The organism is Citrobacter europaeus (assembly GCF_037482245.1).
GTDB classification, from domain to species: Bacteria; Pseudomonadota; Gammaproteobacteria; order Enterobacterales; family Enterobacteriaceae; genus Citrobacter; species Citrobacter europaeus.
Window position 1 is genome coordinate 2,973,724 of the sequence record NZ_CP148084.1, and the last position, 11,169, is coordinate 2,984,892.

Annotated in this window: 12 protein-coding genes; 9 read left to right on the forward strand and 3 right to left on the reverse strand. The window is 52.1% G+C overall.

What is annotated here, in order from left to right; all coding sequences use genetic code 11:
- Positions 1–25: 25 nt before the first annotated feature.
- Complete coding sequence (locus WHR59_RS14090; protein WP_042307863.1) at positions 26–370, forward strand: RidA family protein; 345 nt, start codon at positions 26–28, stop codon at positions 368–370.
- A gap of 6 nt (positions 371–376) precedes the next feature.
- Here the strand turns inward: WHR59_RS14090 and WHR59_RS14095 are convergent, their stop codons facing one another.
- A complete protein-coding gene (locus WHR59_RS14095) occupies positions 377–556 on the reverse strand; it encodes a YoaH family protein (protein WP_003020986.1) in 180 nt (59 codons plus the stop codon).
- 83 nt (positions 557–639) lie between these two features.
- On the opposite strand from WHR59_RS14095, the gene pabB reads away from it, so the two are divergent.
- The 4 genes from pabB (at position 640) to WHR59_RS14115 (ending at position 5,863) form a co-directional block, all read left to right on the forward strand.
- Positions 640–2,001 (forward strand): aminodeoxychorismate synthase component 1, encoded by a 1,362-nt coding sequence (pabB, locus tag WHR59_RS14100; protein ID WP_100194264.1) that lies wholly within the window; start codon positions 640–642, stop codon positions 1,999–2,001.
- A gap of 3 nt (positions 2,002–2,004) precedes the next feature.
- The gene (locus WHR59_RS14105; RefSeq protein ID WP_005122183.1) at positions 2,005–2,583 is read left to right on the forward strand and encodes a CoA pyrophosphatase; all 579 of its coding nucleotides are present in this window, start codon (positions 2,005–2,007) and stop codon (positions 2,581–2,583) included.
- 183 nt (positions 2,584–2,766) lie between these two features.
- On the forward strand, positions 2,767–4,131 hold the full coding sequence (sdaA, locus tag WHR59_RS14110) for an L-serine ammonia-lyase (protein WP_338843178.1): 1,365 nt from the start codon (positions 2,767–2,769) through the stop codon (positions 4,129–4,131).
- 130 nt (positions 4,132–4,261) lie between these two features.
- Positions 4,262–5,863, forward strand: a complete 1,602-nt coding sequence (locus WHR59_RS14115; RefSeq protein ID WP_043016045.1) for an EAL domain-containing protein — start codon at positions 4,262–4,264, stop codon at positions 5,861–5,863.
- Between the two features lie 6 nt (positions 5,864–5,869).
- Here WHR59_RS14115 and yoaE read toward each other — a convergent pair whose 3' ends face one another.
- Complete coding sequence (gene yoaE, locus WHR59_RS14120) at positions 5,870–7,429, reverse strand: CNNM family cation transport protein YoaE (protein WP_043016044.1); 1,560 nt, start codon at positions 7,427–7,429, stop codon at positions 5,870–5,872.
- Complete coding sequence (locus WHR59_RS24500; protein ID WP_008785027.1) at positions 7,417–7,626, reverse strand: protein YoaL; 210 nt, start codon at positions 7,624–7,626, stop codon at positions 7,417–7,419. The genes yoaE and WHR59_RS24500 overlap by 13 nt, the downstream gene beginning before the upstream one ends.
- A gap of 262 nt (positions 7,627–7,888) precedes the next feature.
- Between WHR59_RS24500 and manX the strand changes: the two genes are divergently transcribed.
- From manX to WHR59_RS14140, 4 genes are read left to right on the forward strand one after another with little or no spacing between them, the layout of a single operon-like run.
- Positions 7,889–8,851 (forward strand): PTS mannose transporter subunit IIAB, encoded by a 963-nt coding sequence (gene manX, locus WHR59_RS14125; RefSeq protein WP_005122176.1) that lies wholly within the window; start codon positions 7,889–7,891, stop codon positions 8,849–8,851.
- Positions 8,852–8,909: 58 nt separating this feature from the next.
- A complete protein-coding gene (locus tag WHR59_RS14130; RefSeq protein ID WP_003021004.1) occupies positions 8,910–9,710 on the forward strand; it encodes a PTS mannose/fructose/sorbose transporter subunit IIC in 801 nt (266 codons plus the stop codon).
- A 12-nt stretch (positions 9,711–9,722) separates the two neighbouring features.
- Positions 9,723–10,574, forward strand: a complete 852-nt coding sequence (locus WHR59_RS14135) for a PTS mannose transporter subunit IID (RefSeq protein WP_003833769.1) — start codon at positions 9,723–9,725, stop codon at positions 10,572–10,574.
- Positions 10,575–10,634: 60 nt separating this feature from the next.
- Positions 10,635–11,093 (forward strand): DUF986 family protein, encoded by a 459-nt coding sequence (locus WHR59_RS14140; RefSeq protein ID WP_338843180.1) that lies wholly within the window; start codon positions 10,635–10,637, stop codon positions 11,091–11,093.
- Positions 11,094–11,169 lie beyond the last annotated feature (76 nt).

Sequence of the window (11,169 nt, forward strand, 5' to 3'; positions counted from 1 at the left end):
AAAACCCGTAAATGAGGAATGATTTATGACGATTGTGCGCATTGATGCCGAAGCGCGTTGGTCCGACGTGGTAATCCACAACAACACGCTGTATTACACCGGAGTGCCGGAAAATCTGGATGCAGACGCCTTTGAACAAACGGCAAATACGCTGGCGCAAATTGATGCGGTGCTGGAAAAACAGGGCAGCAACAAGTCACGTATTCTTGATGCCACCCTTTTTCTGGCAGACAAAAGTGACTTTGCCGCCATGAACAAAGCCTGGGACGCGTGGGTTGTTGCGGGTCACGCTCCGGTACGTTGTACCGTTCAGGCCGGGTTAATGAACCCGAAATATAAAGTTGAGATCAAGATTATCGCTGCGGTATAAGCGGCGTTACTCGTCTTCATCTTCAAAACGCGCCACAATCCGCTCGCCGGTATGGCTGGCGCGTAACTCTTCAGCAACCAGAGCAATGGCTTGTCCGCTGCTCATCCCCTGCGACATCAGCTCCTGAATACGCTCTACCGCTTTTTGCTGCTGCTCATGACTGAGTGAAGGTAAACCTGCAAACATTGTTAACTCCTGCTAAATTGTCTGCGCTAATTATTTCATGCTACCGCGCAGTTAGCCAGTAGCGTAGCAACGAGTCAGGACTGATGAAGACGTTATCTCCCGCAGTAATCACATTACCCTGGCGTCAGGACGCCGCTGAACGCTATTTTTCGACCTTAAGCCATCTGCCCTGGGCGATGCTGTTGCATTCTGGTCACGCCGACCATCCGCATAGCCGCTTTGATATTCTGGTGGCTGACCCAATCGCCACGTTGGTTACGCAGGCTGAAGAGACCGTTGTGGATGACGGACACGCCACCGTACGCACGCTTGATGATCCGATGACGGTATTGCAGTCAGTTCTTAGCGCACGCAAGATCACCCCTGATTATCACCCGGACCTGCCGTTTCAGGGCGGCGCGTTAGGCCTGTTTGGCTACGATCTTGGCCGACGCTTTGAATCTCTGCCCGCTATTGCCGGGCGCGATATTGCACTTGCGGATATGGCGATAGGCATTTACGACTGGGCGCTGATTGTCGATCATCAGTTGCAGACCGTATCCCTGCTCAGCCATACCGATGTTGAAGCGCGGCTGCAATGGCTCAACGCGCAACAATCATCAATAGGTGAGCCATTTACATTAACCTCGGCGTGGCAGTCCAATATGAGCCGTGCCCAGTACGGCGTAAAATTCCGCCAGGTACAGCGCTATCTGCACAGCGGCGACTGCTATCAGGTCAACCTTGCTCAACGTTTTCAGGCGCATTATCAGGGCGATGAGTGGCAGGCATTTGTCAGACTCAATCGCGCCAACCGCGCCCCGTTTAGCGCGTTTATTCGTCTTGAGGAAGGCGCAATCCTCAGCCTTTCGCCGGAACGATTTATTCTGCTGGAAAACCAGCACATCCAGACGCGTCCGATTAAAGGCACGCTACCGAGGCTTGAAGATACCGATGCCGATCGAGAGCAGGCCCGGAGGCTGGCGAACTCGCCGAAAGATCGTGCGGAGAACCTGATGATCGTCGATTTGATGCGTAATGATATTGGCCGCGTTGCTGAACCGGGTTCGGTACAGGTTCCGGAGCTGTTTGTGGTCGAACCGTTCCCTGCTGTTCATCATTTGGTCAGCACCATTACCGCGCGTCTGCCAGAGTCATTACACGCCACCGACCTGCTGCGCGCCGCCTTCCCTGGCGGCTCTATTACCGGTGCGCCGAAAGTGCGGGCGATGGAAATTATTGACGAACTGGAGCCGCAAAGACGCAACGCCTGGTGCGGCAGCATTGGTTATCTGAGCTTTTGCGGCAATATGGATACCAGCATCACCATTCGCACGCTGACGGCCACAGACGGACAAATTTATTGTTCCGCTGGCGGTGGCATTGTGGCGGACAGTCAGGAAGACGCGGAGTATCAGGAAACGTTTGATAAAGTGAATCGTATTTTGCACCAACTGGAGAACTGAGACGTGGAATACAGCAGCCTGACGCTTGATGATTTTTTATCGCGCTTCCAACTCCTGCGCCCGCAGGTCAACCATGCCGCGTTAAACCAGCGCCAGGCCGCCGTACTGATCCCTGTCGTACGTCGTGCGCAGCCTGGGTTGCTGTTAACCCAGCGATCCGTTCATCTGCGCAAGCACGCCGGACAGGTCGCCTTTCCCGGCGGCGCGGTGGATAGCAGCGACGCCTCGTTGATTGCCGCCGCCCTTCGCGAAGCGCAGGAAGAAGTGGCGATCCCCCCTTCTTGCGTTGAGGTGATTGGCGTTCTGCCACCGGTCGACAGCGTGACCGGCTTCCAGGTCACACCGGTGGTAGGGATTATCCCGCCAAATTTGCCGTATCGCGCAAGTGAAGACGAAGTTTCCGCCGTGTTCGAAATGCCGCTGGCGCAGGCCCTGCATTTAGGTCGTTATCACCCGTTGGATATCTACCGCCGCGGCGATTCACATCGTGTATGGCTTTCCTGGTATGAGCAATATTTCGTCTGGGGAATGACCGCCGGAATAATTCGTGAGCTGGCGCTGCAAATTGGCGTCAAGCCCTGACTATACTTATCTTTACGCGCTCCATAGACAACTTGAAACTCAGGTCACAACATTAGTAAAACCGCGGTTATCTATTAGTTTAATTCATGTGAATAGTTAAGCCGATCGCCGCGTTCCCTCTTACACTATGCGCAGTTATAACATCGTTACTGGAAACCCCAGTCGCCCTGTAGGAGTATTATCGTGATTAGTCTATTCGACATGTTTAAGGTGGGGATTGGTCCCTCATCTTCCCATACCGTAGGGCCTATGAAGGCGGGTAAACAGTTCGTCGATGACCTGGTCGAAAAAGGATTACTGGACAGCGTTACTCGTGTCGCCGTCGACGTGTATGGTTCATTGTCGCTCACGGGTAAAGGTCACCACACCGATATCGCCATTATTATGGGTCTGGCAGGCAATGAACCTGCTACCGTGGATATTGACAGCATCCCCGGATTTATCCGCGACGTAGAAACGCGTGGACGCCTGCTGCTTGCGCAGGGGCAGCACGAAGTGGATTTCCCGCAGAATGACGGGATGCGTTTTCACAATGGCAACCTGCCGCTGCATGAAAACGGGATGCAGATCCATGCTTACAATGGCGAAACCGTCATTTACAGCAAAACTTACTACTCCATCGGCGGTGGATTCATCGTTGATGAAGAACATTTTGGTCAGGATGCCACGGGCGAGGTCAGCGTGCCTTATCCGTTCAAATCCGCCACTGAAATGCTGGAATACTGCAACACCACCGGCCTGTCTCTCTCTGGTATGGCGATGCAGAACGAACTTGCTCTGCACAGTAAAAAAGAGATCGAAGAGTACTTTGGCAACGTCTGGCAGACCATGCAGGCCTGTATCGATCGCGGTATGAACACCGAAGGCGTTCTACCAGGTCCGCTACGCGTTCCGCGTCGTGCCTCTGCCCTGCGTCGTATGTTGGTCTCCAGCGACAAGCTCTCCAACGATCCGATGAACGTAATCGACTGGGTGAACATGTTTGCGCTGGCTGTTAACGAAGAAAACGCCGCGGGTGGTCGCGTAGTGACTGCGCCAACCAACGGTGCCTGCGGAATCGTGCCTGCGGTACTGGCCTATTACGATCATTTCATCGAGTCCGTCAGCCCGGATATCTACACCCGTTATTTCCTGGCTGCCGGCGCGATTGGCGCGTTGTACAAAATGAACGCGTCTATCTCCGGTGCAGAAGTCGGTTGTCAGGGTGAAGTGGGCGTAGCCTGCTCCATGGCTGCCGCAGGTCTGGCTGAACTGTTAGGCGCGAGCCCTGAGCAAGTGTGTGTTGCTGCCGAAATCGGTATGGAACATAACCTCGGCTTAACCTGCGATCCGGTTGCCGGCCAGGTACAGGTTCCGTGCATTGAACGTAATGCCATTGCTTCTGTGAAGGCCATCAACGCTGCGCGTATGGCAATGCGCCGTACCAGCGCTCCGCGCGTCTCGCTGGATAAAGTCATTGAGACCATGTACGAAACAGGTAAAGACATGAATGCCAAATACCGCGAAACGTCACGCGGTGGCCTGGCAATCAAAGTTCAGTGTGACTAATACTTAATTTTCGCCCATCTGCGACGGATGGGCGATTTTGCCCCCTCGCCTTCGTCTACTGTAATTTTCCCCACTACACTTGCTCTGTTGCTGTTGGCTTCTGTGACCAACGGCTTATCGGGCGGCCCGCATGCAAACAGCACAACGGATCATCAAAAACTATCGCCGGAATCGCTTAATCGTCTGCACATTATGTGCACTACTGACGCTCATCCTCACATTAGCTGTCCGATTTATTTCGGAGCGTAATTTAAATCATCACAATACCGTCACCTTTGCCAACCACGCCGTTGAAGAGTTGGATGACATACTTTTACCCCTACAGACCGGACGCGATATGCTGTTGCCGTTGATTGGTCTCCCCTGCTCAGTTGCACGTTTACCCCTGAGCAAACATGCTGCCAGGCTACAAACGGTACGCTCTATCAGCCTGATTCAAAGCGGGATCCTTTATTGCTCCAGCATTTTTGGTTATCGCAATGTGCCTGTTCGTCAACTGGAGCCTGAATTACCCAGCCGGGAGCCGCAGCTGCTGCTGTCTACCGACCACTCGCTGATTAAAGGCAGTCCGATTCTGACGCAATGGTATCCATCCTCTGCCGATGGCGAAGATGGCGTACTGGAAATCGTTAATATTGATTTATTATCGTCGATGCTGCTTGAACCCCAGCCGCCGCAAATCACCAATGCCAGCTTAACCGTCGGTAATCGCCATTTGCTATACGGACAAGGTGTTGTCGATACGCTCCCTGAACTGAATAATGAAAAACGCTACCAGCTCTCATCGCAGCATTTTCCCTTTACCATCAGCGTCACCGGTCCTGGCGCCAGCGAACTGGCGATTAAACATCTGCCAACACAGCTTCCGCTGGCAGTGATCCTGAGTTTATTAGTCGGCTACCTGGCATGGCTGGCAACTGCCAGCAGAATGAGCTTCTCCTGGGAGATCAATCTGGCCCTTGCGGCACGGGAATTTGAGCTGTTTTGCCAGCCGCTGCTCAACGCGCAAACCCAGCAATGCATGGGCGTGGAAATCCTTTTACGCTGGAATAACCCGCGCCAGGGTTGGATCTCTCCCGAAGTATTTATTCCCATCGCTGAGGAACACAACCTGATAGTGCCACTTACCCGTCATGTCATCGCAGAAACCATTCAGCAGCGGCACGTTTTCCCGATGAGCAGCCAGTTTCATATTGGAATTAATGTTGCCGCCAGCCATTTTCGTAACGGTACGCTGCTAAAAGATCTCAACCAGTACTGGTTCAGCCAGCACCCTATTCAGCAGTTGGTTATCGAACTCACCGAACGCGATGCGTTACTGGATGTGGATTATCGGGTCGTGCGCGAGTTAAATCGGCTGGGCGTAAAGCTGGCAATTGATGATTTCGGCACCGGCAACAGCTCGCTCTCCTGGCTGGAAAAGCTCCGCCCGGATGTGCTGAAGATTGATAAATCATTTACTTCTGCGATTGGAACAGACGCCGTGAATTCAACCGTCACAGACATCATTATCGCGTTGGGTAAAAAACTGAATATTGAACTGGTGGCGGAAGGCGTTGAGACACAGGCGCAGGCACAGCATTTGCGCCGACACGGCGTACATTTATTGCAAGGTTTTTTGTATGCGAAGCCGATGCCGCTGCGCGATTTTCCAAAATGGCTGGCGGGCAGCACGCCGCCGCCCACCCGGCATAACGGGCGGCACAGTATGCCCGTCATGCCGTTTCGCTAAACCCGATTACTCGTCTTCGTCGTGAGCGGGTTGTTCTTTAACAATGCGAACCAAATCCACACGATAGTCATTCGCTTCGACAATCGTAATGCTTAACGGCGGAACGTCGATAACATCACCTACGCGTGGAATATGGCCGTTAGCCGCAATGACTAAACCTGCCACCGTGGCGATGTCTTCATCTTCATTCACTAACGTATCTACGTCCAGCGCCTGCTGCAACGCATGCAGATCGGTACCGCCTTTTACCAACCAACCACCTGCATCAGCAATAATTTCAGGGGTTTCATCGGCGTCCGGGAATTCACCGGCGATGGCTTCTAATACGTCCAGCGGAGTGACCAGACCCTGTACTACGCCAAACTCATTAGTGACGATGACAAAGCTGCCGCGGGCACGGCGCAGAACGCCTAACAGATTGATTGGATCCAGCGTTTCCGGGACAACGATAGCCGGAGACGCAGAGGCAATCGCCGCCACATCTACACCGTCTTCCAGCGCCACCAGCAGCTCTTTAGCACGCACAATACCGATGATTTCGTCCAGTTCGCCGCGACATACCGGGAACAGGCTGTGAGGTGAAGAAAGCAACTGCTCGCGTATTTCCGCCACGCTCAGGTCGGCATCAACCCAGCTAATTTCACCCCGCGGCGTCATAATGCCACGTAATGAACGCGACGCCAGAGAGAGAACGCCGTTGATCATATAGCGTTCTTCTTCCACAAATGCGCCTTCCGGAACGGGAACCGGCACCGGGTTGTCGGATTCCATCTGCGCGCTGGCCTGGCGTTTACCGCCCATCAGACGCAGGATGGCATCGGCAGTACGCGCACGCAATGGCAGCGTTGACTGGTGACGAATAAAGTTACGACGGGCAATCTGGTTAAACAGCTCAATGATGATCGAGAAACCAATCGCCGCGTACAGATAGCCTTTCGGAATGTGGAAGCCAAACCCTTCGGCAACCAGGCTCAGACCGATCATCAACAGGAAGCTCAAACACAGCACCACCACCGTCGGGTGTTGGTTCACAAATCGGGTCAGCGGCTTAGAGGCCAACAGCATCACGGCCATGGCAATCACTACTGCCGCCATCATCACTGGCAGATGGTTGACCATACCGACCGCCGTAATCACCGCATCCAGCGAGAACACGGCATCGAGGATGACAATCTGCGTGACGACAACCCAAAAGCTCGCATACCCTTTCGTCTGCCCGGTATCATGTTCACGGTTTTCCAGCCGCTCATGCAGCTCTGTCGTAGCCTTGAACAAGAGGAAGATACCCCCCAGCAGCATAATCAGATCGCGCCCCGAGAACGCATAATCCATTACCGTAAACAGCGGCTTTGTCAGCGTCACCATCCACGAAATCACGGACAACAAGCCCAGACGCATAATCAGTGCCAGTGACAAACCGATTAAACGCGCTTTATCTCGCTGTTTCGGCGGCAGCTTATCAGCCAGGATCGCAATGAAGACCAGGTTATCAATACCCAGAACAATTTCGAGAACGACAAGCGTGAGCAAACCCACCCAAATCTGCGGGTCCATTAATAATTCCATGACAAGCTCCTGCTTAAGGAATGACCAAACTGCGCGCTGAGGATCTCAGGCGTTAAAGCGATATGCAGAGAAAATTTGTGGCAAAAAGTGCCAATCTGACAGGCTTGATACGGCCTGAAGGTGAAATGACGTCGGTGACGATCCATATGGTGGGCTACTGCCCTATACTCCTGAGTAATTAAACAGATGCTAAACATAACAGAGACAACCGGTTTTTAGCAAAGATTTACCTTCCTTTGCAATAAGTTGTTTCGGAGATATTTTACCCTTCGAAATTTCTTTTCATCGGAAGTTAAATTACGGATCTTCATCACATAAAATATTTTTTTCGATATCTAAAATAATTCACGAAAATCATAGGTTTTTCTTTGTAACCCTTATCTGAATCGATTCGATTGCGGACGACGATTCAAATACATCTTCACGTTGATGTGTTAACGATAATAAAGGAGGTAGCAAGTGACCATTGCTATTGTAATAGGCACACATGGTTGGGCTGCAGAGCAGTTACTTAAGACGGCAGAAATGCTGTTAGGCGAGCAGGAAAACGTCGGCTGGATCGATTTCGTTCCAGGCGAAAATGCCGAAACGCTGATTGAAAAGTACAACGCTCAGTTAGCAAAACTCGATACCAGTAAAGGCGTGCTGTTTCTCGTTGACACATGGGGAGGCAGCCCGTTTAACGCTGCGAGCCGCATTGTCGTCGATAAAGAGCATTACGAAGTTATCGCCGGTGTGAACATTCCCATGCTGGTTGAAACCTTCATGGCGCGTGATGACAACCCGAGCTTCGATGAATTAGTGGCACTGGCCGTTGAAACCGGTAGCGAAGGCGTGAAAGCGCTGAAAGCGAAACCGGTGGAAAAAGCCGCTCCTGCCCCAGTCGCAGCACCTAAAGCAGCAGCCCCCGCGAAACCGATGGGTCCGAACGATTATATGCAGATCGGCCTGGCGCGTATTGATGACCGATTAATCCATGGTCAGGTGGCAACTCGCTGGACCAAAGAAACCAACGTAACACGCATTATCGTCGTCAGTGATGAAGTTGCCGCCGATACCGTGCGTAAAACGCTGCTGACTCAGGTAGCACCTCCGGGTGTGACGGCGCATGTGGTTGATGTCGCGAAAATGATCCGCGTCTACAACAACCCGAAATATGCAGGTGAGCGTGTGATGCTGTTGTTCACCAACCCTACCGACGTAGAACGTATCGTGGAAGGTGGTGTGAAAATTACCTCTGTAAACATTGGCGGTATGGCTTTCCGTCAGGGTAAAACGCAGGTAAACAACGCAATTTCTGTCGATGAAAAAGACATCGAAGCCTTCAAGAAACTCAATGAACGCGGTATTGAGCTCGAAGCGCGTAAAGTTTCTACCGATCAGAAACTGAAAATGATGGATTTGATTGCCAAGGCGAAATAACTCCCTGGCATTTACTTAGTTTTCACACTTAAGTCTGTATAGCAATAGGAGAAGTACAATGGAGATTACCACTCTTCAGATTGTGCTGGTGTTCATCGTCGCATGTATCGCGGGTATGGAGTCGGTACTCGATGAATTTCAGTTCCACCGTCCGTTGGTGGCCTGTACGCTGATTGGCGCCGTTCTCGGGGATATGAAAACCGGTATCATCATCGGTGGTACCCTGGAAATGATCGCCCTGGGCTGGATGAACATCGGTGCTGCGGTTGCGCCTGATGCCGCACTGGCCTCAATTATCTCTACCGTTCTGGTTATCGCGGGTCACCAAAGTATCGGTGCCGGTATCGCGCTGGCTATCCCGCTGGCAGCAGCAGGCCAGGTACTGACCATCATCGTTCGTACTATCACCGTAGCATTCCAGCACGCGGCGGATAAGGCGGCGGAAAACGGTAACCTGACGGCGCTCTCCTGGCTGCACGTGTCCTCCCTGTTCCTGCAGGCTATGCGTATCGCTATTCCGGCGGTAATCGTGGCGATTTCTGTTGGTACCAGTGAAGTTCAAAGCATGCTTAACGCCATTCCGGAAGTTGTGACCGGTGGCCTGAACATCGCAGGCGGTATGATCGTCGTGGTCGGTTATGCGATGGTCATCAACATGATGCGCGCAGGCTACCTGATGCCATTCTTCTACCTTGGCTTCGTCACCGCGGCATTTACTAACTTCAACCTGGTTGCTCTGGGTGTGATTGGCGCAGTAATGGCGATCCTCTACATTCAGCTGAGCCCGAAATATAACCGTGTAGCCGGTGCACCTGCTGCTGCGGCTGGCAATAACGATCTCGATAACGAACTGGACTAGCAGGTGAGCGAAATGGTTGATATGACTAAAACTACCACCGAGAAAAAACTCACTCCGAGTGACATTCGTGGCGTGTTCATTCGTTCTAACCTGTTTCAGGGTTCATGGAACTTCGAACGTATGCAGGCGCTGGGTTTCTGTTTCTCCATGGTGCCGGCTATCCGCCGCTTGTACCCGGAAAACAACGACGCACGTAAGCAGGCTATTAAGCGTCACCTGGAATTCTTTAACACCCATCCGTACGTAGCCGCTCCAGTACTGGGCGTTACGCTGGCGATGGAAGAACAGCGTGCAAACGGCGCAGAGATTGACGATGGTGCCATCAACGGTATCAAAGTTGGTCTGATGGGGCCGCTGGCAGGCGTGGGTGACCCGATCTTCTGGGGTACCGTTCGTCCGGTATTCGCCGCACTCGGCGCAGGGATCGCGATGAGCGGCAGTCTGCTTGGGCCTTTGCTGTTCTTCATCCTGTTTAACCTGGTACGTCTGGCAACCCGTTATTACGGTGTGGCATATGGCTACCGTAAAGGTGTCGATATCGTAAAAGATATGGGCGGCGGCTTCCTGCAGAAACTGACTGAGGGGGCGTCAATCCTCGGCCTGTTTGTCATGGGGGCATTGGTTAACAAGTGGACGCACGTAAACATCCCGCTGGTGGTTTCCACTATTACCGGCCAGGATGGTCAGACTCGCGTCACCACCGTGCAGACTATCCTTGACCAGTTGATGCCGGGTCTGGTTCCTCTGCTGCTGACATTCGCCTGTATGTGGCTGCTGCGTAAGAAAGTGAACCCGCTGTGGATCATCGTTGGCTTCTTCGTCATCGGTATCGCGGGCTACGCTGTCGGACTGCTCGGCCTGTAAGACTGTTGTACATCGCCGGGGGCTTGCCCCCGGTTTTTCTATTTAGAGGGTTGAGGATTCATGACTATCACGGACCTGGTGCTGGTTCTATTTATCTTTTCGCTGCTGGCGTATGCCATTTACGATCAGTTCATCATGCCCCGCCTTAATGGCCCCACTCTGCTGACTGTCGCCCTGCTTCCCCGCAGCAGAGTCGACAGCGTTATCTTCCTTGGCTTGGTAGCTATTCTTATCTACAACAACGTCACCAGCCATGGCGCGCAATTTACCACATGGTTATTATGTGCTCTGGTATTGATGGGGTTATATCTGTTCTGGATCCGTACACCCAAAATCATCTTCAAGCAGAAAGGCTTTTTCTTCGCCAACGTCTGGATTGAATATAACCGCATTAAAGAGATGAATTTATCTGAAGACGGTGTATTAGTGATGCAATTAGAACATAGACGATTGCTGATTCGCGTACGAAATATAGACGATCTCGAGAGAATATATAAACTTTTAATTTCAAATCAGTAAGTTACAAATATAGCCTGAACTATGTTTTTATATATCAACTTAAAAACAAACATAGCCAAGGCTATATTACACCGCT

What these genes read in the sequence shown, in the direction of transcription:
- WHR59_RS14090 (WP_042307863.1), top strand. Translation starts at nt 26, where the DNA reads ATGACGATTGTGCGCATTGATGCCGAAGCGCGTTGGTCCGACGTGGTA.
- WHR59_RS14095 (WP_003020986.1), bottom strand. Translation starts at nt 556, where the DNA reads ATGTTTGCAGGTTTACCTTCACTCAGTCATGAGCAGCAGCAAAAAGCG.
- pabB (WP_100194264.1), top strand. Translation starts at nt 640, where the DNA reads ATGAAGACGTTATCTCCCGCAGTAATCACATTACCCTGGCGTCAGGAC.
- WHR59_RS14115 (WP_043016045.1), top strand. Translation starts at nt 4,262, where the DNA reads ATGCAAACAGCACAACGGATCATCAAAAACTATCGCCGGAATCGCTTA.
- yoaE (WP_043016044.1), bottom strand. Translation starts at nt 7,429, where the DNA reads ATGGAATTATTAATGGACCCGCAGATTTGGGTGGGTTTGCTCACGCTT.
- WHR59_RS24500 (WP_008785027.1), bottom strand. Translation starts at nt 7,626, where the DNA reads ATGTTTAGCATCTGTTTAATTACTCAGGAGTATAGGGCAGTAGCCCAC.
- WHR59_RS14130 (WP_003021004.1), top strand. Translation starts at nt 8,910, where the DNA reads ATGGAGATTACCACTCTTCAGATTGTGCTGGTGTTCATCGTCGCATGT.
- WHR59_RS14135 (WP_003833769.1), top strand. Translation starts at nt 9,723, where the DNA reads ATGGTTGATATGACTAAAACTACCACCGAGAAAAAACTCACTCCGAGT.
- WHR59_RS14140 (WP_338843180.1), top strand. Translation starts at nt 10,635, where the DNA reads ATGACTATCACGGACCTGGTGCTGGTTCTATTTATCTTTTCGCTGCTG.